Source organism: Ruegeria sp. AM1 (genome assembly GCF_056540745.1).
Genome location: NZ_JBQFXH010000001.1, coordinates 661,883 through 684,868 on the forward strand (window position 1 = coordinate 661,883; position 22,986 = coordinate 684,868).

Annotated in this window: 24 protein-coding genes; 14 read left to right on the forward strand and 10 right to left on the reverse strand. The window is 60.6% G+C overall.

All coding sequences use genetic code 11. The annotated features are described in order from the left end of the window. Positions 1-120: 120 nt before the first annotated feature. Both ACR0I7_RS03310 and ACR0I7_RS03315 read left to right on the forward strand, forming a co-directional pair. Complete coding sequence (locus ACR0I7_RS03310; RefSeq protein ID WP_480508401.1) at positions 121-642, forward strand: hypothetical protein; 522 nt, start codon at positions 121-123, stop codon at positions 640-642. Between the two features lie 207 nt (positions 643-849). Continuing rightward, positions 850-1,017: a hypothetical protein gene (locus ACR0I7_RS03315; RefSeq protein ID WP_480508403.1), complete on the forward strand. Its 168-nt coding sequence runs from the start codon at positions 850-852 to the stop codon at positions 1,015-1,017. 38 nt (positions 1,018-1,055) lie between these two features. Here ACR0I7_RS03315 and ACR0I7_RS03320 read toward each other — a convergent pair whose 3' ends face one another. From ACR0I7_RS03320 to mazG, 3 genes are read right to left on the reverse strand one after another with little or no spacing between them, the layout of a single operon-like run. Further along, positions 1,056-1,505: a GNAT family N-acetyltransferase gene (locus ACR0I7_RS03320; RefSeq protein ID WP_480508405.1), complete on the reverse strand. Its 450-nt coding sequence runs from the start codon at positions 1,503-1,505 to the stop codon at positions 1,056-1,058. Beyond that, positions 1,502-2,443 carry a nucleoside hydrolase gene (locus ACR0I7_RS03325; protein ID WP_480508406.1) on the reverse strand — a complete coding sequence of 314 codons (942 nt, stop codon included), beginning with the start codon at positions 2,441-2,443 and terminating at the stop codon, positions 1,502-1,504. The genes ACR0I7_RS03320 and ACR0I7_RS03325 overlap by 4 nt, the downstream gene beginning before the upstream one ends. 54 nt (positions 2,444-2,497) lie before the next feature. After that, positions 2,498-3,364: a nucleoside triphosphate pyrophosphohydrolase gene (gene mazG / locus ACR0I7_RS03330; RefSeq protein ID WP_480508408.1), complete on the reverse strand. Its 867-nt coding sequence runs from the start codon at positions 3,362-3,364 to the stop codon at positions 2,498-2,500. Positions 3,365-3,430: 66 nt separating this feature from the next. Between mazG and ACR0I7_RS03335 the strand changes: the two genes are divergently transcribed. The 4 genes from ACR0I7_RS03335 to ACR0I7_RS03350 all read left to right on the forward strand — a co-directional run bounded on the left by ACR0I7_RS03335 (position 3,431) and on the right by ACR0I7_RS03350 (position 6,400). Continuing rightward, positions 3,431-4,594 (forward strand): M20 aminoacylase family protein, encoded by a 1,164-nt coding sequence (locus tag ACR0I7_RS03335; RefSeq protein WP_480508410.1) that lies wholly within the window; start codon positions 3,431-3,433, stop codon positions 4,592-4,594. A 124-nt stretch (positions 4,595-4,718) separates the two neighbouring features. Next, positions 4,719-5,666, forward strand: a complete 948-nt coding sequence (speB, locus tag ACR0I7_RS03340; protein WP_480508412.1) for an agmatinase — start codon at positions 4,719-4,721, stop codon at positions 5,664-5,666. Positions 5,667-5,719: 53 nt separating this feature from the next. Further along, entirely contained in the window at positions 5,720-6,124 is a 405-nt protein-coding gene (locus ACR0I7_RS03345) for a DUF1499 domain-containing protein (protein ID WP_480508414.1), read from the forward strand. A 36-nt stretch (positions 6,125-6,160) separates the two neighbouring features. Continuing rightward, positions 6,161-6,400, forward strand: a complete 240-nt coding sequence (locus ACR0I7_RS03350) for a DUF6404 family protein (RefSeq protein ID WP_480508416.1) — start codon at positions 6,161-6,163, stop codon at positions 6,398-6,400. Positions 6,401-6,505: 105 nt separating this feature from the next. Here ACR0I7_RS03350 and ACR0I7_RS03355 read toward each other — a convergent pair whose 3' ends face one another. Beyond that, positions 6,506-6,796, reverse strand: coding sequence for a hypothetical protein (locus ACR0I7_RS03355; protein WP_480508418.1), 291 nt, complete (start codon positions 6,794-6,796; stop codon positions 6,506-6,508). A 63-nt stretch (positions 6,797-6,859) separates the two neighbouring features. Between ACR0I7_RS03355 and prfA the strand changes: the two genes are divergently transcribed. From prfA to ACR0I7_RS03370, 3 genes are all read left to right on the forward strand, one after another. Continuing rightward, positions 6,860-7,915: a peptide chain release factor 1 gene (gene prfA, locus ACR0I7_RS03360; protein WP_480508420.1), complete on the forward strand. Its 1,056-nt coding sequence runs from the start codon at positions 6,860-6,862 to the stop codon at positions 7,913-7,915. Then, positions 7,912-8,769 (forward strand): peptide chain release factor N(5)-glutamine methyltransferase, encoded by an 858-nt coding sequence (prmC, locus tag ACR0I7_RS03365; RefSeq protein ID WP_480508422.1) that lies wholly within the window; start codon positions 7,912-7,914, stop codon positions 8,767-8,769. The genes prfA and prmC overlap by 4 nt, the downstream gene beginning before the upstream one ends. 232 nt (positions 8,770-9,001) lie before the next feature. Beyond that, entirely contained in the window at positions 9,002-9,589 is a 588-nt protein-coding gene (locus ACR0I7_RS03370) for a DUF4167 domain-containing protein (RefSeq protein WP_480508424.1), read from the forward strand. A gap of 66 nt (positions 9,590-9,655) precedes the next feature. On the opposite strand, the gene rsmA is transcribed toward ACR0I7_RS03370, so the two are convergent. The 5 genes from rsmA to lptG all read right to left on the reverse strand — a co-directional run bounded on the left by rsmA (position 9,656) and on the right by lptG (position 16,050). Next, a complete protein-coding gene (rsmA, locus tag ACR0I7_RS03375; RefSeq protein WP_480508426.1) occupies positions 9,656-10,498 on the reverse strand; it encodes a 16S rRNA (adenine(1518)-N(6)/adenine(1519)-N(6))-dimethyltransferase RsmA in 843 nt (280 codons plus the stop codon). An 80-nt stretch (positions 10,499-10,578) separates the two neighbouring features. Further along, positions 10,579-11,544 carry a 4-hydroxythreonine-4-phosphate dehydrogenase PdxA gene (pdxA, locus tag ACR0I7_RS03380; RefSeq protein WP_480508428.1) on the reverse strand — a complete coding sequence of 322 codons (966 nt, stop codon included), beginning with the start codon at positions 11,542-11,544 and terminating at the stop codon, positions 10,579-10,581. After that, positions 11,541-12,794 carry a peptidylprolyl isomerase gene (locus tag ACR0I7_RS03385; protein WP_480508430.1) on the reverse strand — a complete coding sequence of 418 codons (1,254 nt, stop codon included), beginning with the start codon at positions 12,792-12,794 and terminating at the stop codon, positions 11,541-11,543. Before ACR0I7_RS03385 ends, pdxA begins: the two co-directional genes overlap by 4 nt. Then, positions 12,785-14,950, reverse strand: a complete 2,166-nt coding sequence (locus tag ACR0I7_RS03390) for an LPS-assembly protein LptD (RefSeq protein WP_480508432.1) — start codon at positions 14,948-14,950, stop codon at positions 12,785-12,787. The genes ACR0I7_RS03385 and ACR0I7_RS03390 overlap by 10 nt, the downstream gene beginning before the upstream one ends. Then, entirely contained in the window at positions 14,950-16,050 is a 1,101-nt protein-coding gene (gene lptG, locus ACR0I7_RS03395) for an LPS export ABC transporter permease LptG (RefSeq protein ID WP_480509699.1), read from the reverse strand. The genes ACR0I7_RS03390 and lptG overlap by 1 nt, the downstream gene beginning before the upstream one ends. Before the next feature lie 228 nt (positions 16,051-16,278). On the opposite strand from lptG, the gene ACR0I7_RS03400 reads away from it, so the two are divergent. The 3 genes from ACR0I7_RS03400 to ACR0I7_RS03410 all read left to right on the forward strand — a co-directional run bounded on the left by ACR0I7_RS03400 (position 16,279) and on the right by ACR0I7_RS03410 (position 19,357). After that, positions 16,279-17,742, forward strand: a complete 1,464-nt coding sequence (locus tag ACR0I7_RS03400; protein WP_480508434.1) for a leucyl aminopeptidase — start codon at positions 16,279-16,281, stop codon at positions 17,740-17,742. 5 nt (positions 17,743-17,747) lie between these two features. Next, positions 17,748-18,206, forward strand: a complete 459-nt coding sequence (locus ACR0I7_RS03405) for a DNA polymerase III subunit chi (protein WP_480508436.1) — start codon at positions 17,748-17,750, stop codon at positions 18,204-18,206. A 104-nt stretch (positions 18,207-18,310) separates the two neighbouring features. Continuing rightward, entirely contained in the window at positions 18,311-19,357 is a 1,047-nt protein-coding gene (locus tag ACR0I7_RS03410) for an aldo/keto reductase (RefSeq protein WP_480508437.1), read from the forward strand. Positions 19,358-19,438: 81 nt separating this feature from the next. Here ACR0I7_RS03410 and ACR0I7_RS03415 read toward each other — a convergent pair whose 3' ends face one another. Beyond that, complete coding sequence (locus ACR0I7_RS03415) at positions 19,439-20,425, reverse strand: GlxA family transcriptional regulator (protein WP_480508439.1); 987 nt, start codon at positions 20,423-20,425, stop codon at positions 19,439-19,441. 133 nt (positions 20,426-20,558) lie between these two features. Here ACR0I7_RS03415 and bcoG point away from each other — a divergent pair, with 133 nt between their 5' ends. After that, positions 20,559-21,476: a 3-dehydrocarnitine:acetyl-CoA trimethylamine transferase BcoG gene (bcoG, locus tag ACR0I7_RS03420; protein ID WP_480508441.1), complete on the forward strand. Its 918-nt coding sequence runs from the start codon at positions 20,559-20,561 to the stop codon at positions 21,474-21,476. A gap of 13 nt (positions 21,477-21,489) precedes the next feature. Next, a complete protein-coding gene (locus ACR0I7_RS03425; protein WP_480509701.1) occupies positions 21,490-22,956 on the forward strand; it encodes a carnitine 3-dehydrogenase in 1,467 nt (488 codons plus the stop codon). Positions 22,957-22,986: the final 30 nt, after the last annotated feature.

Here is a 22,986-nt window from a genome sequence, read left to right on the forward strand (position 1 = left end):
GGCCACTTCGGACATGACAGATCGCCGCGCCTGATCCGGGCGCGGCGTTTTTTGTTGATCCATGCCGCGCGTGATACTGACACTGCCCACAGCGGGTCATCGCGAAATGGATGCGAAAGAATGCTCAGGAAACTTGCGCTTTTTATGATCGGACGGGCAGAGCGCCGGCTCGGGGTGAAATTCGACTATGTTCGCCACATGGCCGAGACGGATTGCGGGTTGCTGAACCGGTACAACCGGCTGTTTGGAATGATCGACCCGCGCAGTCATGTCTCTTCCGAGATATACCATGCCGCACGCATCCGGGCCGCGCTGGCCGCAGATTGCGGCACCTGTGTTGAGGTTGAGTACAATTTGGGCCATAACTCCGGTGTTTCGGACAATCTGCTGCGGGACATTCTGAAAGGCAGCACCACGGATCAAACGGTGCAGGCGGCCATCGATCTGGCGCATGCGGTTGTGCGGGACCGGACCGATCACCCCGAGGCGCGGGATGTGATCCGGGCAGCCTGCGGCGAGACCGGGCTGATCGAGTTGTGTCTGGCGATGAACGGGGCCGCCATGTTGCCGGGGATCAAGCGCGGTATGGGATATGCCACCGCCTGCGACATGACCCTGATGCGCCGGTTAGGCGGGGCCTGATCGGACCAACCCGCTCGCGCTGCTTCCACGCGTGCATCCATAAGGTGCATCGGGTGCTGTCTTTTGCAATCTGACCGGTATCCATGCGCGTTTTTTCGGAATTAATCCCCGAAAATGGGCAATATTGTCCGCTATGTGTGAACTTTTTCCTATTTGCGGGGCGCAGGCTTCTCCTAACCTGCCAGCAGTGCAGAAAAGGAGAATGCCATGACTGGTTCGAAATTCCTTCTCGTCGCGTCGGTGATCAGCACCGTATTTCTGGCGGCCTGTGCAGGCCCCGGCACCTATCCGATAACGGGCGAGAGAGTCTCGCAGGATGATCCGGTGAAAGAGATGTACAATCCCAACGTCATCTTCCGCGGCGAATCCCGGTAAATGGTACGGCTCTGAACGATCTGAGACCGAAGCCGGTCTCAGAGTGTTTTACTCATCAGAAAATAACGCTCGCGGGGTTTGAACCCCGTGCGCAGATACAGCCGCTGGGCGGTTTCGTTGGTGCGGTCAACCTCAAGATGAATGGCGGTCAGGCCAGCCCCGGCCAGCGCTTTGGGCAGGTCCAGCAGGACTTCGGTTGCGATCCCGCGCCCGCGAATGGCGGGGCGGATATAGATCTCGTCAACAAAGGCGTCCATGCCGCCAAATTCGACCGACCAGCCGAAGGTCAGGATGATATAGCCCAGCGGTGCGCGTGCGGGGCCGATCAGATAGACGCAGCCATGCGGGATACCGTCCAGCAAGGGGGCCAGCGCCTGGCGGCGTTGGTCGTGATCCTGCTCGATCCCTTCTTCTTCGTGAAAGGCAGTCACCAGCGCCATGACACGGTCTAGGTCCTCGGGGCGGGCAAGGCGGAGCGCGGCGCTCATAGCCGGGCCAGCCGTTCGGTCAGTAGGGCAAAAAAGCCGTCCGCATCCAGATCGCCGACAAACAGGGCATTGGGTGTGCGGTCGGTGACACCCCACCAATCGGCTACGGTCATGCCCATGGTCAGCTCAGACTGGGTTTCGATCTCGACATTGACGTGGCGGCCCGAGAACAGATCGGGCCGGATCAGATAAGCGGTGACGCAGGGATCGTGCAGGGGCGCGCCCTCGCTGCCGTATTTGTTCTTGTCGAAGCGTTCAAAGAAATCGGTCATCTCGGCCACGGCGATGCCGGCCTTGTTGCCAAGCGCGCGGAACGCATCGTTGCGCGGTTTGGTCACCAGCGCTTTATGCGTAACATCCAAGGGCATCACCACGATGGGAACGCCAGATTTAAATACGATATCAGCGGCTTCTGGGTCTACGTGAATGTTAAACTCTGCGGTGGGGGTGATATTACCGACCTCGAAATAGGCACCGCCCATCAGGATGATTTCCGGTACCCGGTCGACGATATCGGGCGCTTTTTGAAAGGCGGTGGCGATGTTGGTCAGTGGCCCCAGCGGGCAGAGCGTCACGGTGCCGGGCTTGTGCGTGCGCAGGGTGTCAATGATGAAATCGACCGCGTGGCCGTCGGTCAGCGGCATTTGCGGATCGGGCAGCACGGGGCCGTCGAGCCCGGTTTTGCCATGCACGTGTTCGGCGGTGATCAGGGGGCGGTTCAGCGGGCGGTCGCAGCCGGCATATACGGGAATCTCGGTGTGGCCCGCCAGTTCGCAGACGATACGTGCGTTCTTGGCGGTCAGCTCAAGCGGGACGTTTCCGGCAACGGCGGTGATGCCCAGAACCTCGATCTCTTCTGGGCTGGCGAGCGCCAGCAGGATGGCGACGGCATCGTCCTGCCCGGGATCTGTGTCGATGATAATTTTGCGGGGGGCCATGGCTGTCTCCGGCTGTCGTGAAGGTGGGACACTCGCAACTGTTGCCGCACTTGTCTAGCCGCTTTGCGCGTCCGGGCGTGCCCCGGCAGGCGGGAGTTTGCCATTGCGGCGATGCTCTTCGATTTTGACCTCATCCCAGAGCGCGTCCATCTCGTCCAGCGTGCTTTGCGATGGGTTGCGGCCGCGATCGGCCAGCCGGGCCTCGACCTGTTCGAAACGGCGGGTGAACTTGGCGTTGGTGCGGCGCAGGGCGGCCTCGGGCTCGATACCCAAATGGCGGCCCAGATTGACCATGACAAAGAGCAGATCGCCGAATTCGTCTTCCAGCGCGTCGGCGTCCATGCTGTCGCGGGCCTCTTCCAGCTCGGCGGCCTCTTCTGTGATCTTGGCGAGCACATGGCTGGCGTCGGGCCAGTCAAAGCCTACGCGGGCGGCGCGTTTCTGTAGCTTGTGTGCGCGCAACAGGGCAGGCAGGTTGGCGGCGACGCCGTCCAGCGCGCCTTTCTGTGCCTTGCCTGCGCGTTCGGCAGCTTTGATGGTTTCCCAATCCACGGTTTGTTGATCAGCGGATTTATCGCGGGATTCTTCACCAAACACATGCGGATGGCGGGTGACCATCTTGTCGGACATCGTGCGCACCACGTCCTGAAAGGTGAAATGGCCGGCCTCTTCGGCCATTTGCGCGTGGAAGACGGATTGGAACAGCAGATCGCCCAGCTCTCCCTTCAGCTCGTCATAGGCTTCGCGTTCGATGGCGTCGGCGACCTCATAGGCCTCTTCGATCGTATAGGGCGCAATAGTGCTGAAATCCTGTTCGATATCCCACGGGCAGCCGGTGTCGGGATCGCGCAGGCGACGCATGATTTCCAGCAAACGCTCGATCCCAGCGTCGGTATCATAGATCAGCGGATTTTCAGCCATTGCGAAGCCCCTTATTCCGGTGTCAGATACCTCAATCTCGTAGCTAGGATCAGGAGTCCACCCCATATGCCCGTCGTAAACCGAATTGCTGACTATGCCGCCGACATGACCCAATGGCGTCAGCACCTGCATACGATCCCTGAGCTGGAATTCGAGTGCCACCAGACAGCGGCCTTTGTGGCCGAGCGGTTGCGTGAGTTTGGCGTTGATGAGCTGCATGAGGGGATCGCCAAGACCGGCATGGTTGCGATCATCAACGGGCAAGGCGAGGGGCCGACGATTGGTTTGCGCGCCGATATGGATGCGCTGCCGATTACCGAGGAGACGGGGGTTGACTATGCCTCGAAAAACCCCGGCAAGATGCACGCCTGCGGGCATGACGGACACACCACGATGCTGTTGGGCGCGGCGCGGTATCTGGCCGAGACGCGGAATTTCGCGGGCCGCGTTGCGCTGATCTTTCAGCCAGCCGAGGAAGAGGGCGGCGGCGCGGGTGTTATGGTCCAAGAGGGGATCATGGACCGGTTCGGGATCACTCAGGTCTACGGCATCCACAACACGCCGGGCCGCCCCGAAGGCACGTTCGAGACAACTCCGGGGCCGCTGATGGCGGCGGTGGATACGTTTGAGATTCACATTCAGGGTGTGGGCGGTCATGGGGCGATGCCGCATGAGACGCGCGACCCGGTGATGGCCGCCTGCGGGATGGCGCAGGCGATTCAGACCATCGTCAGCCGCAATCACTATGCGCTGGACGATCTGGTGGTCTCGGTGACGCAGATTCACACCGGCACGGTGAACAACGTGATCCCCGATACCGCCTTTCTGAACGGCACCATTCGCACCTTTGATCCGGCGGTTCAAAAGATGGTCATGGAGCGGTTGGAGCAGATCGTTGCCGGGCAGGCGGCTTCATATGGGGTCGAGGCGCAGCTCGATTATCAGGTGGGCTATCCGGCGACGATCAACGACGCGGACAAGGCCGCCTTTGCCGCTGATGTTGCGCGCGACGTGTCAGGCGCGGATCGGGTCATTGCGGATGCGGGGCGCGAGATGGGGGCAGAGGATTTCTCGTACATGCTGCAGGCGCGCCCCGGCGCTTATCTGTTTCTGGGGCAGGGTGACGGGGCCGGGTTGCACCACCCGAAATACAATTTCAACGACGAGATCACCCCGGTCGGTGCATCATTCTTTGCACGTCTTGTCGAAAAGGCGCAGCCCTTGCGGTGACAGGGCCGCCTGCGGGGCCGGGCGCCGGTTTTCGCGGAGGGCGCCTTGGGTCTTAACCATTGGTTAGCCATAAATCCGGTATTTGCTGGTTAGGGCATACAGGCGGTATGGGAGACAACACGAAATGACCCAATTCAATCAACCGATTGGCGGCAATGATCTGGCGCGGTTTTCCGGGCCGAACACGTTTATGCGACTGCCGCAGGCGGCCTCGCTTGAGGGGCTGGATGTGGCCGTGTTGGGCATTCCGATGGATATCGGTACCTCGTGGCGGTCGGGCACACGGTTCGGACCCAAGCAAATCCGCAGCGAAAGCGCGATGATCCGACCTCATAACATGGCAACATTGGCCGCACCCTTTGACAGTTTGCAAATCGCCGATATCGGTGATCTGGCGATCAATACGTTTTCGCTGGCCGACAGTCTGAAGATCATCAAAGACAGCTATGACGGTATTCTGGCGCAGAATGTGATCCCGGTGGCGATGGGGGGCGATCATTCGATCACCCTGCCGATCCTGCGGGCGATTGCCGCCAAACACGGGCCAGTGGCGCTGGTGCATGTGGATGCCCATGCGGATGTGAATGACGAGATGTTCGGTGAGCGTGAGACCCACGGCACCGTCTTCCGCCGCGCCTATGAAGAGGGGCTGATCGTCCCCGACAAGACCTTTCAGATCGGCATTCGCGGCTCGGGCTATGCCGCCGGTGATTTCACCGAGGCGCAGAGCTGGGGATTCACTCAGTTCCCCGCGTGGGAGCTGTGGCAGCAGAACCTGACCGAGATCGGCTCGCGCATTCGCAAGACGGTGGACGAGCATCCGGTTTATATCAGCTATGACATCGACAGTCTGGACCCGGCCTATGCCCCCGGCACCGGCACGCCCGAGATTGGCGGGCTGACGACCCCGCAGGCGTTGCAACTGATTCATGCGCTGAAGGGGATGAAGGTGGTGGGCTGCGATCTGGTCGAGGTGTCGCCGCCTTATGATCCGTCCGGCAATACGGCGCTGACGGCGGCGAATCTGTTGTTCGAACTGCTGTGTATCCTGCCCGGCGTGACCTCGGGGTAGGGTGGCTTGCCACTGCGGAAGAACCCGCTAGGTGCCGCGGCAGAGGATGTGCGATGAGGGCTAAGGTGCTTTGGGTGGTTATTGTTCTGGCGGGTGCCGTTGCCGGGTATATCCGGTTGGCGCCGTCCGATCCGGCGCGGTGGCACGTTGCGCCCGTTGGTGAAGGCAATCGGGATATGCCGGGCGGTGTGTTTCGCGTTATCAGCGTCGGGCCTGAGGGTCTGGCCAGAGTGGATGCAATCGCACAGCATAGCCCGCGCACCACGGTTCTGGCTGGCTCGGTTGAGGAGGGGATGGTGACCTACGTCACCCGCTCGTTGGTCATGGGGTTTCCCGATTACACGACTGTGCAGCAAGCGGGTGAGACATTGCGTATTCATGCAAGGCTGCGGTTCGGACAGAGCGATATGGGAGTCAACAAAACGCGGGTCGAGGGATGGCTGGGCGCGCTGCAATAGGTTGAAAAATATAAACAAAGCTCCCATATAGGTGGCATGAGTGACTATGAACGAAAGTTCCTCTGCGCGGTGGCTGAGCTTGAGCAAGCCGGGCTGCGCAACCCGGACAGGACCACCCGCATCAATCGTGTTTTGCGAGGTTTGGGACTAAAGCCGTATCTCTATCGCAGCATGGTTGCGCAATTTATGACAACAGCGCTCTGCGCCGGGGGATTTTGGGGGCTGGGTATGTATGTCTTGGCCTGCACGAGCGACAAATCTGTTCTGGGTTGGTGATCGCGTCTGTGCTCTTCGGCACTTTTTTCGGACTTTCGGACACGCAGGATTCACAGAAGGTACGGAAACAGCATAATCTGAGCAGATGGGACGACCTGAATGTCGCTAGCCTGAGCCCTGAGTAGCGTCTGATGTGCCGTTGCCCGGCCAAGACTGCTGGAGGTTTGACGACAAACACCCCTCCTGCACCTCGCGCCACATAGGCACGTTCAGTGACATCTGGCACTGGGCGGTGAACATGCGGCCGTCGACCTGCAGGCAGATCATCTCGCCCAGTTCAATGCGCGACCCGGATTTATCTGTGCAATAACAATCGCGAACCTTGCCATCCGGGCCGACATAATCAGCCATGGCGGGCGCAGCGATCAGCGACAATACGAGAATGTACCCCTTCATGACACAAAGTTTAGCACAGGGCGGGGCCTTGACCAAAGCCCGCGGATGATAGACACCGCCTGAATGATCCCCGAAGAACGTCTTGAACAGATAACCCAGCGATTCCAATACCTCGAAGCGGCCATGGCGGATGGTGCCTCGGGCGGCGATATTGCGGCGCTGGCCAAGGAATATTCCGACCTCAAACCCGTGGTCGATCAGATCATGGCGTGGCGTCAATTGGTCGGTGATCTGGCTGAGGCCGAGCTGATGCTGTCCGACCCGGATATGAAAGAGCTGGCCGAAGAGGAAATTCCTGACCTGCAGGCCCGTATCCCCGAGGCGGAACATGCATTGCAACTGGCCCTGCTGCCCAAGGATGCGGCGGATGCGCGCCCGGCGATGCTGGAAATCCGCCCCGGCACTGGCGGGGACGAGGCGGCCCTGTTCGCCGGAGACCTGCTGCGGATGTATCAACGCTATGCCGAAGCGCGGGGATGGCGCTTTGAGATTATCGAAGAACAGGCCTCGGATCTGGGCGGGATCAAAGAAGTGGTGGCCCATATCAAGGGCGAAAATGTCTTTGCCCGGATGAAGTACGAATCCGGCGTCCACCGGGTGCAACGCGTGCCCGAAACCGAGAGCGGCGGACGGATACACACCTCGGCCGCAACTGTGGCGGTTCTGCCCGAGGCCGAGGATGTCGACATACAGATTGAGGCCAACGACATTCGCATCGATACGATGCGGTCGTCGGGCGCGGGAGGACAGCATGTGAACACAACCGACTCGGCGGTGCGGATCACGCACCTGCCCAGCGGTATTGTGGTCACCAGTTCCGAGAAGTCCCAGCATCGTAACCGTGAGATCGCGATGCAGGTGCTGAAAACCCGTCTCTATGATCTGGAGCGGCAGCGGATTGATAACGAACGCTCGGCAGATCGCGCCAGTCAGGTGGGCTCGGGCGACCGCTCTGAACGGATCAGGACCTATAATTTCCCGCAGGGCCGCATGACGGATCACCGCATCAACCTGACGCTTTATAAGTTGGATCAGGTGATGCAGGGCGATCTGGATGAGGTGATCGACGCGCTGACCGCCGACGATCAGGCCCGGCTGCTGGCCGAGATGGCGCAATGAACGGGGCGCAGACAGCGGCACAGGCGATGGTGGCCGCCACCGCACGGTTGCGGGCGGCGGGGGTGGACGACCCGGCCCGCGATGCGCGCGTGTTGCTGGCCCATGCGGCAAAGATCGAGGCCAGCCGGGTCACTCTGATCGCGCCAGAAGAGCTGTCGCCCGATATCGCCGAACGCTATGACCAGCTGATCTCGCTGCGGGCCGTTCGGGTGCCGGTCTCGCATCTGCTGGGCGAACGTGAGTTTTATGGCCGCCGTTTTCGCGTCAGCCGCGACGTGCTGGACCCGCGCCCTGAAACCGAAGCGCTGATCGAGGCGGCGCTGAGCGCGCCGTTTGACCATGTGCTGGATCTGGGCGTCGGTTCGGGCTGTGTGCTGGTGACGCTGCTGGCCGAACGGACCAGCGCCTCGGGCGTGGGGGTCGATCTGAGCGAGGCCGCCTGTTTACAAGCCAGCGCCAATGCCGTGCAGCATCAGGTGCAGAGGCGGGCAGAGATTCTGCGCTCGGACTGGTTTGAGGCGATTGGCGAGGATCGGTTTGATCTGATCGTGTCCAATCCGCCCTATATTTCCGCCGAAGAGATGGCGGAGTTGTCCCCGGAGGTTTTGGAGCATGAGCCGCGGCTTGCCCTGACCGATGAAGGGGACGGACTGGGCGCCTATCGTCATATCGCTGCATCGGCACCTGATTTTCTGGCACAGGGCGGCCGTATTCTGGTTGAAATTGGGCCAACTCAGGCTGCGTCTGTGTCTGCGTTGTTTGATGCGGCTGGGTTGGTTGATATCAGTGTGATCCCGGATCTGGATGGCCGGGATCGGGTCATCGGTGCCAGAATGCCGGGTTTGATGCGGTAACTGAGGCTGAAAAGTGCCGGTTCAGGTAAAAAAGCTGCGAAAATACGTATTAACCCCTTGTCTGCGCCCTCAGGACATGTTTACTCAGGATTAGTCGGCGAGGTTGACGCTGTTTCAGCGCGCCCCTGACGCCAAGCCCAAAAAGTCGATAGCGCGCACCGGCAAAATGCCACTGAGCCGCGTTAGATACGGGTTGATCGACAGTGTATTTATAAGGCTGACGTAAAGTAAGATGAGATCTTCCAAATCCCGCTCGCGGGCCAAGAATAACCGCAATCGTCCTTCTGGCGGCAACGTCGTAAACCGGGTTTTTGACAGCTCGGGCCCCGAGGGCAAAGTGCGCGGCACGCCGCAGCAAATTATTGATAAGTACAATCAGTTGGCGCGTGACGCTCAACTGTCAAATGACCGCGTGGCGGCTGAGAATTTTCAGCAGCATGCCGAGCATTATCTGCGGTTGCTAAGTGATGCGCAGCGCGAAATGGAAGCACGCCGGGAAGAGCAGGAGCGGCAGAACCGCGAGCGTCAGGCCGAGCGTGACCGCGAGCGCGCCGAACGTCAGGAGCGTGAAGCCGCCCGTCAGGCCGACCCGGCCGAGGCACCGCAGCCCGATGTGATGGATTTCGGAGCTGAGCCCGCATCCCCCGAATCCGGCCTGGTTGAAACGCCCGAGAGCAAGGACGCAGCTCCGGCTGCCGAAGAACCTGCGAAAAAGGAAAAGGCGCCCCGTCGCCCCCGGACGCGCAAGCCGAAGGCTGCGCCCGCAGAGGCAGAGCAGCCTGCTGCCACAGGCGGCGATGCGCCTGAGGCGGCTGAGTAAGCGCCCGTTTATATTACGTTTAAGCAAAAACCCCGGCCATTGTGCCGGGGTTTTTGCATTCACTGCTCAAGTGGTTCTGATTTCTCGCGCCAGCGCACAGAATGCCTCGAGCGGGACCTGCTCGGCGCGTTCGGTGGGCTGGATGCCGGCGGCAAGAAGGCGATCCTCGATATCCGGGGCAACGCTTTTTAGTGACGCGCGGAGCATTTTGCGACGCTGGTTGAAGGCCGCTGCAACAACGCGCGACAGTGTCGCGGCGTCTGCGGGATAGCGCGGTTCGGGCAGGGCGGTCAGGTGGACAACCGCGCTGGAGACCTTGGGCGGCGGCGTGAAGGCGCCGGGCGGCAGCGACATGGCTATGCGGGCGTCAGCGCGCCATTGCGCCAGGATCGCGAGGCGGCCATAGGCTTTGCTGCCGGGCTGCGCCACGATACGTTCGGCGACCTCGCGCTGGAACATCAGCGTAAGGCTCTGCCAGAACGGAGGCCATTGGGGCGGGGTGAGCCAGCGCACCAGCAGCTCGGTGCCGACATTATATGGCAGGTTGGCCGCGATGCGGATCGGAGGTGTGAGATGCGCCAGCGGATCGATTTCCAGCGCGTCGCCGTTGATCACCTCAAGCTGACCCGGATAGGCGGCCGCAATATCGTTCAGAGCGGCAATGCAGCGGGTGTCTTTTTCCACCGCGACAACCCGGCGCGCGCCTTCCGACAACAGCCCGCGGGTCAGGCCGCCGGGGCCGGGGCCGATTTCCAGCACATCGCATTGGGTCAAATCCCCAGCCTGCCGCGCAATCTTGGCGGTCAGGTTCAAATCCAGCAGAAAATTCTGGCCCAGCGATTTGCGGGCCGAAAGCTGATGGGTTGCGATGACCTCGCGCAGCGGCGGAAGGGTGTCGATGGCGCTCATGCTTTACCGTGACGTGAGATGAGGGGGCGGCGCCAGAGGTTTCTTGCCTCTGGCGGGGATATTTTCAGGCAGACAAAGCATCACGCGCTTTGTGCCATCTGTTGCGCCAGTTTCAGGGCCTCGATCAGGCTGGTGGGGTTCGCGATGCCCTGTCCGGCGATGTCCAGCGCGGTGCCGTGATCGGGCGAGGTGCGGATGAAAGGCAGGCCCAGGGTCACGTTCACGCCCCGGTCGAAATCAAGCGTTTTGATCGGGATGAGGGCCTGATCATGATACATCGCCACCACCGCATCATATCGCGCGCGGGCTGCGGCGTGAAACAGGGTATCGGCGGGATGCGGGCCGGTGACCGTGTATCCATCAGGGGTCAGATCAGCCAGAAACGGGGCGATCCAGTCCAGCTCTTCGCGGCCCATTTTGCCGCCTTCGCCGGCATGTGGGTTCAACCCAGCCACTGCGATACGCGGATTGGGGATGCCAAACCGGGTTTGCAGACCCTCGGCCGTGATTGCGATTGTGTCCAGCAGCAGAGCGGGGCTGAGCACTGACGGCACCTGCGACAGGGCAATATGAATGGTGGCGGGGACCACGCGCAGCGCCGGGCTGGCAAGCATCATCACAACCCGGTCACGCCCGGCAAGGGCCGCCAGAAATTCGGTATGGCCGGGATAGTCAAAGCCCGCGCCGTCGATCAGCGCCTTTTTGTGGATCGGCGCGGTGCAGAGCGCCGAGGCCGCGCCGGATTGGGTCAGGGATACGGCCTGTTCAATGGCATCGACAACCGATGGTGCGTTTTCCGGGTTCGGTTGACCCAGAACATTGGGGGCCGGGAATTCCATGTGCAAAACCGGAAGCGCGGTTGCGCTGGCGGTCCGGGCCTCAGAGATGTCGTCAATCAGGGCGATGGGCGTGGTCTGGGGCAGATGTGACGCATCGCCGATATAGGCAAACGGGCAGCTGTCGCGAAGGTCGGCCCAGGCCTTGGCGGCAATCTCAGGCCCGATGCCCGAGGGTTCGCCACAGCTGAGCGCAACCGGGGCACTCATTGCTCAATGATGATCGCATCTGAGCGCAGCTGTTCCAGAAAGCTGTCGGACAGGGCCTGCAGCCGCTGCTGGGTCAGCGCGTTCGCGACATCCTGACGGGTGGTGTCTTCGCCCAGATCGCGTGTCCGGGTACACAGCATCAGGAACATCAATGTCTGGCCATTGTTGCGGGTCAGAGCGGTCGAGACCTCGTTCGGGTCCAGCTTGGCCAGCTCTAACGCGACATCACGCGGGATTTCGGAGGGGCTGGATGAGATGCGTTCCAGCACTTGGGGCGATTGACCTTTGGCGACACCATAGAGGTCATCGCAGGTGTCGATGCTTTCTTTCAGCTCAGCTGCGGTTTTCTGCGCCTCAGCGCTGCGGCCACCGGGGATGTAATAGATGGCGTAGTCAATCTCGGAATAGCGCGGTGCCCCGGTGGACACTTCACGGATTCCGCGCATCTGGAAAATGGCAACCGCATTGGGCAGATTGATCGGCTCGGTGATCTCACCATTTTCGAGGCTAAGGATAACCGGTTGCAGGGCCGGGGGCAGGTTGTTGATTGACAGCCAGTCGAGGCGGCCACCGTTGTTACGGGTGGCGGCTGCGGAATACTGCGTGGCCGACGAAGAAAACGCGTCGAATCCTTCAACGCGCGAGATTTCCTGTGCCAGCGCATCCGCCTGCGCCAGTGTCTGTGGTGTCACCGGAATGATGATTTCGGACAACAGTACCTGAAGGCCGCCGCCGCCGCCCTGACCCATGGCGCGATCGATCTCATCCGCGGTAGGACGCGCCTGTGAAATAAAGCGGGTGCTTACAAAATCGCGCCACGACAGTTGATCTGCCACGAAATCACGCACGGTTTCCGGGTCGATGCCCTCTTGTCCGAGCAGTCGGAGGAATTCTTCGGTCGACAGCTGCCCGCGCGCTGCGAATTCATCAATACCTGTCTGGACAGCCTCAGGGCTGGCCTCGATCCCGGCTTCGCGGGTGGCCTGTTTGCGCAGCCGGTCGTCAATCAAGGCTTTCCGCACCTCTTCATCCGAACTGCCGGGAATGCCGAGAATGTCGAGGAACTGCTGGCGTTGCTGCAGTTCATACCATGTCACGATATCCTGATTGACCCGGATCGCGGGCGAAAACAGGCTTTGAGCATGGGCCTGAGGCGCGGCAAGGGCGGTCAGTGCCAAAGCAAGTACTGGCAGGGCCGGTTTGCGCCAACCGGTGCGGAGAAATCTTTTGAAACCTGAAATCAACTGCATTGCCTTTTGTACTTTTTACCCCCGCCTTCAACGGCGTATCCTGTCAGTGCAACGGTAAAGCCGAATTCTGTCGAAGGCTCAATACTTGATGTTGAGGTAAAGCGACGTCTCACGGACATATTAACCTGCACACATTCGTTTTCGTAGGTAATTCCCAAACCAAACCGGATGGGCTCGGATTCGCTGAGATCATATCGTGCCGAGGCGCGGGTCAGCCAGTTCTGATCTACGCGGTACTGCCCGGTCAGCCAGATTTCAGAGATTTCGTCACCTGCGTTTTCGGCCGGATCAGCCTCTTGCCAGACATAGCTGCCGGTGACCCCGTCATCACCCTTGGACCAGGCGCCGCGGAATTCAGCTTTGGCGAAGCCGAAATCGCCGTCTAGCAGACCGCGCGCCGCGAGGGACCAGCCGTTGAGTGTTTTCACCTGACCGGCCAGCAGCAGGTCCGACGACGTGCCCTGTAGACCAGAGGTCAACGTGAAATCCGGATCGGCATCAGCGCGAAAGACCTGGCCAATTGTAGCTAAGGCTTGCCAGCCGCCCGGGGCATAGCGGGCCCAGTTCAGGCCGACGACGGCTGTGGCGCCGTCTTCGCGCCGGTCCTCGGCCGGAAAGCGCGAGAGTGATAGCAGGTTGCCCTGATCGAATTCCTGAAATGTGCTTTCGTCATTGGGCACATCCGTGTCCGAGACATGGGTCCAGCCGATCTGTGCGATCGGTTCCAGAAATTGCGTCGCGCCCGAGCGTTCACGTCGGGTCGTCGGATAGCGCAGGGTCAGCGCGGCCCGGGGGGTGGAGCGGGTAACCTGATTGGGGAACTCGCTGTCATCACGGACATCGAACGTGTCCACCGAGGCCCCAAGGCGCGCATCCGCCCGCAGACCCGAGGCAAAGGTCCAGCTGCGCAGCCATTCGGCGTCGAATGTCGCGCGCGCTACGTCGCGTCCTATGATGTCCTGATCGCTGGTGCGGGTGTGGGCGTGGCCGATAAAAGCCAGACGAACCTCGCCCCCCACCGCGCTGGGGAACAGGCGCTTGCGATAGTTCAGGTCAAAGACCCGTGAGGGGATTTCATCCTGTTCTTCGCTATCGCGCAGCGTTTTGTAGTGGATGAAGCTGGTTTTGAAGGCCGTGTCGCGTTTGATCCGCTCCAACGCCAGCTCACTGCGCAGGCGGTCATAGTCCGGCAGGCCGTAATCCGCCAGATAGGCATCGTCCGAGGCCGCCTGAACTCCGAAGGTCAGCCGGAAATCGTTTTGCAAGTTGAACCAGCCATTTGCGAAGATGTAACCGCGATCCTGATCGGGCTGCACATCGTCGCGGGTAAATGCGCCTTCTAACTGGATGCGTCCGTTTTTGAACGCCTGCCGGTAGCGATAGCCCAGCGTTGTAGTCTTGGACGAGAGGTATGGCGTCAGCGTTAGGTCCTTGTGATCGCCCAGCCGGAAGAAATACGGAACCTGTACCCCAGTACCCAGCTGCGACGTTGTGCGGATCGATGGCACCAGAAAACCGGTAGCGCGTTCAAGCGTCGGATCGGGCAGGCGCAGCACCGGAAAATAGAAGACCGGGAAATCCAAAATGCGGAACTGCGCGCCCTCAAAATAAAGCTGCCGTTCAAGCTGATCATGGGTCACCTTGCGGGCTCGAATCTGCCAAAGCGGCGGGCGGCCATTGGCGCAGACATGGCACGAGGTCGCGGACACTTTGCTGAACTGAGTATAGCGCCCGCCGGCGCGGGTGGCCTGCACGGCGGCGATTTGCACCTGCTGATCAAAAACCATCCGTGCGCCGATCAGCAGTCCGTTCTGGATGCCGTCATCCAGTTCCGCTGAATCCGCCAGCAGGGTGGATTGGCCGTTCTGATCGATGCGGATCGGACCTTCGAGCGTCAGCCCGCCCGTCTCGCGATCATAGGTGACACGGGCGGCTGACAGTTTGATATCGCCCTGAAATGCCTCGACATTGCCTTCGGCAATCAGTTTGCGGTCGGGGGTAATGAACACCTTGTCCGCCACCAGCAGGGCGGGCTGATCCTGTTCAGCGGCGCCCGTGCTATTGGTCGCGGCTGCCGGGGCGTTCTGCGCAAGGCCGACAGCAGGTGCTGCCAGAACCAATGTGCTGGACAATAGCAGGGACAGTATGTGGCGCATCAGCCGTCCTCCGCATGGAGCAGTAGGCCGAGAGAGAGCAATATGGCGGCAAAAGGCGGCGCCCAGGCTGCGACGTAGATCGGCAACTGGCCGTTCTCCCCAAGAATTTGAGCAAAGTTACGAACAAAATAGATGGCAAAGCCCAGCAGAACTGCGGTCAGAACCGCGATACCGGTGCCGCCGAACCGGACGTGACGCATGGTAAAGGCCGCCCCGATCAGGACCATCGAGACAAGAAAGAAGGGTCGGGCCAGTTGGACCTGCAACCAGACTTCGTACTGTTTCGTGGAAAACCCTGCCTCTCGGAGATCGCGGATCAATTGGGGCAGGTCATAGACCGACACGGAATCCTGTTGTCCCAGAGTATCCAGAATGCGGTCGCGCGTCAGCGTGGTGGGCAGGTCCAGCCGCTCATGCGTAACCGAATTGGTTTCGGGGTTCATGCCGTCCTTCAGCGTCCAGACCTTGACCTGAGTCAGAACCCAGTTCTCGTCCTCAAGCTGGGCGTGTTCGGCAGTGATCTGTTCGGTCGGTTTGCCCTCGGGGGAAAAGGTGGTGATGGTCACATCCCTCAGGCCGAACGTATCGCCATTGTCGGTGCCGGTGGCATGAATGACCGACTGGCCTGCGGCTGAGCCCTGACGCAGCCACAGCCCCTCGCCACTGATGGACAGGGCTGAACTGCCATTGTTGCGATAGCCGTTTGACAGCCGCTGATACTCTTCCGACGTGGCCGCAGCGATGGGATTGAGCATTGCAACCGCCAATGCGCCGATGGTCAGCGCCAGCAGGACCGGCGCTGCAAGCGCACGTATACCGGACCGTCCGATGGCCCGCGTCACCACAAGTTCGGAACTGCGCGCAAGCCCTACGAACAGAGCGATGGTTGTCAGGATCATGAGCAGGGGCAGCATCTCGCTGATTGCGGCGGGCGTGTTCAACAGCGTCAGGCGCAGAAGCTGGCCAAAGCTGAGATCGACATCATTGAAGCGACGCACCTGCTCGATAAGGTCGATCAGGATCATTAGGGTCAGAAAAATACCGCCTATCACCAGAAAGCTCTGCATGAAACGCCGGGCAAAGTAACGGTCGAGGATCACAGATTCGCCCTCGTCCTGCAGCGATGGCACGCGGGCACACGGGAATCATCCGGGCATGAAATCATGCGCAACGGCTTATGCCTGCCGTGTGGTGCCAATACGTGTCCCCCGAGCCTGCCGGTTATTTTCGGGCGACCTTAATGCAAATGGCGGACGGGGAAAACTGCTATCTGGTCAATATCGGCGACGCGCGCTAGGTCTTGGGAAAGAGTTTTTCAGGAGCATGAGATGAGCAGTCTGGTACCCATCCGTTTTCAAGACGTCGATTTGGATCATATGACACAGGCCGAGGGGCGCGTGGTCATCATCATTACGCCTGATGGCAAGCTGGGGCCAGCGCCACGCCGGGCCAACCGGCTGACCCGTGGTGCAGTGGCGCGGCTGGTAGAAAGCGACCGGTTTGAAAAGGCCAAGACGGGTGAGGTGATATCGTTGGCGTGGCCCGCCGGAATGGCGGCTGAGGCGCTGGACGTGCTGGTGCTTCCACGCCGTCCCGATCATGATGAGGCCCGCAAAGCGGGTGCTGCACTGGCCAAACTGGCTAAGGGCAATGTGCTGCTGATGGCAGGCAATCAGGTGCGGATCGAAGATCTGGCGATGGGTATGGTGCTGCGCAGCTATGACTTTGACGCGCACAAGACCAAAGAGGCCGAGCCTTCGGGCGAGATTGTGATCGGCCACACAAAACCGGCCGAGGCCGAGGCGGCCTTTGCCCCGTTGAACGGCATCGCTGACGGCGTGCGGATGACTCGCGATCTAACAAATGAGCCCGCCAACGTGCTGACCACCACCGAATTTGCCAACCGACTGGCCGAGATGGAGGCGCTTGGGCTTGAGGTCGAAGTGCTGGAAGAGGACAAACTGGGCGAATTGGGCATGCGCACGCTGCTGAGCGTCGGACAGGGCTCGGTCAGCCCGTCGAAAGTGGTAGTGATGCACTGGAATGGCGGTGACAAGGACGACGCTCCACTGGCGCTGGTCGGGAAGGGCGTTGTGTTTGATACCGGTGGTATCTCGCTCAAGCCGGCCGGTGGCATGGAGGACATGACCATGGATATGGGCGGCGCGGGTGTTGTCGCAGGCACGATGCGCGCCCTGGCGCAGCGCAAGGCCAAGGCCAATGTGGTTGGTCTGGTCGGGTTGGTCGAGAATATGCCCTCGGGCAATGCAACGCGCCCTGGCGATGTGGTCAAATCGATGAAGGGCGATACCGTCGAGATCATCAACACCGACGCCGAGGGTCGCTTGGTTCTGTGTGATGTGATGTGGTACGCGCAGGAGCGTTTCAAACCCGTTGGGATGATCGATCTTGCCACCCTGACCGGGGCTGTGATTATCGGCCTTGGGCATGAGAATGCGGGCGTGTTTTCGAACAATGACACGTTCTGCGATGCGTTCCTGAAATCGGCCAAGGCCGAGGATGAGGGCGCGTGGCGACTGCCTTTGGGCGACGGCTATGACAAGCTGTTGAAATCGCGGATCGCTGACATGAAGAACGTGGGCGGACGGCCTGCCGGTTCGATCACTGCGGCGCAGTTTCTGCAGCGGTTCGTCAAAGAGGAAACGCCCTGGATTCACCTGGACATCGCCGGGGTCGCCTCGGTCTCGTCCGAGACGTCTTACGCGCCCAAAGGCGCAACTGGCTGGGGCGTGCGCGCGCTGAGCCGGTTTGTGCAGGACAATTTCGAGTAATCGGAATGGGGGCCGTCTATTTCTATCACCTGACCCGCCAGCCGTTGGAGCAGACCTTGCCGGTTCTGCTGGACAAGGCGCGGCAGGCCGGGTGGCGGATTGCCGTGCGGGGCACAGATCCGGCGCGGATGGACTGGCTGGACGAGAAACTGTGGCTGGGCCCCGAAGAGGGGTTCCTGCCACATGGCCGCGCGGGCGGGCCATATGATGCGCAACAGCCGATCCTGCTGACCACCGAGACGGCGGCCGCCAATGACCCCTCCTGTCTGATGACGGTCGATGGGGCACCGGTCGAGCCGGATGAAATCAAGGCTGCCGAACGGGTCTGCATCCTGTTCGACGGCAACGATGATCAGGCGGTGCAGGTGGCGCGGGATCAGTGGAAAGCGCTGACTGCGGCGGGCTGTTCCGCGCAATACTGGTCCGAGGCCTCGGGCCGGTGGGAGAAAAAGGCAGAGGCCTGACACTTTCAAGGTTCGCGCTCGCCCGATCTTGAGACCGGGCCCAGAACGGGCTTGCGCTGTCGTTGCCCGGCGCTAGGGTGTCGCGCGAGCAAGAGGGATAACGCATGAAAATGAAACCATTAGGGCGCACTGACATTATGGTGTCGGATCTGTGCCTTGGAACCATGACCTTTGGCACCCAGACATCCGAGCTGGATGCGCACCGGCAAATGGATATGTCGCTGGATGCGGGGCTCAATTTTGTTGATGCCGCCGAGATGTATCCAGTGAACCCAATCTCCAAAGAAACCGTCGGTCGGACCGAAGAGATTCTGGGCAACTGGAACGCGGCGAATCCTGCGCGCCGGGGCGACTATGTGCTGGCGACCAAGCATTCGGGCGCGGGCTTTGCCCATGCGCGGAACGGGGCGCCGATTTCGGCGCAAACCATTCCTGAGGCAGTGGAAGGTTCACTGCGGCGCCTGCAAACCGATTGCATCGACTTGTACCAGTTTCACTGGCCCAATCGCGGTAGCTATATGTTCCGTCAGAACTGGGATTATGATCCCTCGGGTGGCGACCGTGAGGCCGTGGTTCAAAACATGCGGGAATGCCTTGAAGCCCTGCAAGTGCAGGTCGACAAGGGCAATATCCGTGCGTTTGGGCTGTCGAATGAAAGTGCGTGGGGAACTGCGCAATGGGTGCGTTTATCGGATGAAATGGGTGCGCCACGTGTTGCTTCGGTTCAGAATGAATATTCGTTGCTGTGCCGCCATTTCGATACCGATATGGCCGAGCTGAGCGCGCATGAAGATGTGGGTTTGCTGTCGTTTTCTCCGCTGGCTGTGGGTCTGCTGACTGGCAAGTATCAGGGTGGCGCGGTGCCCGAGGCGTCTCGGATGTCGCTTGTTCCTGAACTAGGAGGGCGTAAGTCCAAGCGCGCATTCGACGCGGTCGAAGCTTATCTTGAGATCGCAGCGCGGCACGGGTTGGACCCGGTGCATATGGCGCTTGCCTGGTGTCAGGCACGGCCATTCATGACGTCGGCCATTTTTGGAGCCACGAATGAGGCGCAGTTGCAGCACATTCTGGATGGACGCGATGTGGAATTGTCGGATGACGTGATGCGCGAGATCAGCGCGGCCCATCGGGCGCATCCGATGCCGTATTAGCGGATGAGGGGGCACCGCCCCCTCTTACCTCTGAACGTAGTTTGCACCCGAATATGTGTTGGCAGATGAAGGAGCCTCGGGTCAGTGATGGGTCGGGTGCGCGCGGTCTTGTCTGAGGTCGCGGGCTGACAGACCGTGGGCGGTGCGGAAGGCGCGGGCAAAGCTGGATTGTGAGGCAAAGCCAGTGGCCAGCGCCACATCCATCAGCGACATATCCGTATCGGTAACCAGTCGGCGTGCCTCGGCCAGACGCAATTGCAGGTAGTGATCCTGCGGCGTTGTATTCAGACGCAGGCGGAACTGTTGTTGCAGGTTGCGCGGACTAGTGCCCAGACGGTCGGCGATATGCGCCAAAGGCAAGGGTTCATCCAGCGAGGATTCCATCAGGGAATTGGCCTTGGCGGTCAGGCTGGTGTGGCGGTGCGGCGCGCCTGTGCGACTTTGCGGTTTTGAAGGCGTTGAAGCCCCGTCATATAGAAACAGGCCAGAGACGCGCGCGGCAAAGCCCGCGCCGTGCCGGGCGGCGATGATGTGCAACATCATGTCGACGGCCGGTATGGCCCCGCCAGAAGTGAGGCGGTTCTTGGATATGGTAAACCGGTCCTGGCGCACGTCGATCTCAGGGAAGCGACCGGCGAAATTCTCGAGGTCCTCCCAATGGGTTGTTGCGGCATGGCCGTCGAGCAGGCCCGCCTCGGCCAGCAGCCACGGGCCGCCGTCGATACCCGCCATGGTGGCGCCGGTGGCGGCAATGCGGCGGAGACCGGCCAATAGGCTGGGTGTGGCCTGGCGGGCCAGTTGAAAGCCAGCCACAACAATCATCAGATCGCAGCTTTGCAGGCGGGCCAGCGGTATGCCGGGCACCTGCAGAGCGCTGGTCAGCATCGCGGGTTCGGACGTGGCCGTGATATAGTCCCAATCAAAGGCTGGACGATCGGCCAGCCGGTTTGCAGCACGCATCGGATCAACTGCGGAGGCAAAGCTGAGCGTGTTGCATTCGTCCAGCACCAGCACGGCCGTTTTCAGGGCGCGATGTTCGGGTTTCAGTATGTTTTTTGCGGATTTCATCAAGTACGATTCGCATTCTGGCAAGTTCTTTGCCCAAGGCTGCGTCAGAGTCAGGCATGAACGCAAATCGGAATCCGTGGAGAAGCCTGGGGAAAACCCAGTGCGAAACCGGGTATAACTTGGGGAAAACACCATGCCTCTGGAAATGAACCGCGAAGTCTTTATCACCTGTGCCGTCACAGGCTCGGGCGGAACGCAGGATCGCAGCCCGCATGTGCCGCGCTCGCCGCAGCAGATTGCCGACAGCGCGATTGCGGCGGCCAAGGCTGGCGCGGCGGTGGTACATTGCCATGTGCGCGATCCCGAAACGGGTGCGCCCTCGCGTGATCTGGCGCTGTATCGAGAGGTGACGGAGCGCATTCGTGAGGCCGAGGTGGATGTGGTTTTGAACCTCACTGCCGGGATGGGGGGCGATATGGTGTTTGGGCCGACCGAGTCTCCGCTACCGTTGCGCGAAGATGGAACGGATATGATCGGGGCCGCGGCACGTGTAGAGCATGTGGCGGAATGCCTGCCTGAGATTTGTACGCTGGATTGCGGCACCATGAACTTTGCCGAGGCCGACTACGTGATGACCAACACGCCGGGCATGTTGCAGGCGATGGGACGGGTGATGACGCATCTGGGTGTGAAGCCCGAGATCGAGGCGTTTGATACAGGCCATCTTTGGTACGCAAAGCAACTGGTGAAGGACGGCATTTTGGACAGCCCCGCGCTGGTGCAGTTGTGCATGGGGGTGCCCTGGGGTGCGCCCGATGATCTGAACACCTTTCTGGCGATGGTGAACAACGTGCCTGATGATTGGACCTTCAGTGCCTTTGCGTTGGGTCGCAACCAGATGGCCTATGTTGGTGCTGCGGTGTTGGCGGGGGGAAACGTGCGTGTGGGGCTTGAGGACAATTTGTGGCTGGACAAGGGCGTGCTGGCCGAGAACTGGCAGCTGGTCGAACGCGCCGGGACCATTATCGAGAATATGGGCGCGCGGGTGATTGGCCCTCAGGAAGTCCGTGAGAAACTGGGCCTGGTGAAACGCGCCCCGGTGGCCAAGTAAGCGGCGGGCAGGGATCATGAAAACAGCGGCAATCATCGGTGGCGGTGTCATTGGCGGCGGTTGGGCCGCGCGGTTCTTGTTGAATGGCTGGGACGTGCGGGTTTTTGACCCGGACCCTGAGGCAGAGCGCAAAATTGGCGAGGTGTTGGACAATGCGCGGCGGTCCTTGCCTGGGTTGAACGATGTGCCTTTGCCGCCGGAGGGGGCGTTGTCGTTCCATGACACCATGGGCGAGGCCGTGCAGGGCGCGATCTGGATACAGGAGAGTGTGCCAGAGCGCCTAGATCTGAAGTTGAAAGTTTACAACGGGTTGCAGGAATTTTGTGACCCTGAGGCCATCATCGGGTCGTCAACCAGTGGGTTCAAGCCATCCGAACTGCAAGAGGGTGCATTGCGACCCGAACAGATCGTGGTGACGCATCCGTTTAATCCGGTTTATCTGCTGCCGCTGATCGAGTTGGTGCCAACAGACAGCAATCCGCCTGAGATGGTGGAGCGCGCGCAAGAGTTGCTGAAATCGGTTGGTTTCTTCCCTTTGCACATCAAAAAAGAAATAGATGCGCATATCGCGGACCGGTTTCTTGAGGCCGTCTGGCGCGAGGCACTGTGGCTGGTCAAAGATGGCATCGCAACAACCGAAGAAATCGACGAGGCCATCCGCATGGGCTTTGGCATTCGCTGGGCGCAGATGGGTCTGTTCGAGACCTACCGTGTGGCGGGCGGTGAGGCCGGAATGCGGCATTTCATGGCACAGTTTGGCCCGGCCCTGAAATGGCCCTGGACCAAGCTGATGGATGTGCCCGAGTTTACCGACGAATTGGTGGATTTGATCGCTGACCAATCGGATGCGCAATCGGGTATGCACTCGATCCGAGAGTTGGAGCGTATCCGAGACAACAATCTGGTTGGCATGATGCGCGCGCTTAAGGCGCAGAACTATGGGGCAGGCGCGGTGCTGAACCAGCATGACGTGCTACTGAAACCCGGCGCATTGCCGACGCTGGATCAGGCCGATCTGAGCCAGCCGATCCTGACCTTGTCGCGTGCGGTGCCGCTGGACTGGACCGATTACAACGGCCACATGAACGAGGCGAAGTATCTGGAGGCCTTTGCCGCGGCCACCGACCGGTTCATGGAGATTATCGGCTGCGATGCCGATTATATCGCCTCGGGTGGCAGCTATTTCACCGCTGAAAACCACATCCGGTATATGAACGAGGTCCATGCGGGCGTGAAGATTGATGTGCGCACGCAGATGTTGCTGGGCGCCGGTAAGAAGCTGCACGTCTTCCACAGCATGTATGCTGGCGATACACTCTTGGCGACGGGAGAGAGTTTTTTACTGCATGTCAGCCTTGAGACCCGTCGCCCCAGCGCACCGTCGCCCGAGATAGAGGCGGCGATGGCACGCATCGCTGAGGCGCAGGCTGGGCTGCCCTATCCTGAAGGTGCAGGGGCGGGTATTCGAAAGCCCTTGTGAGCTTTCGGGGAAATCTGCGTTGCTATGCGG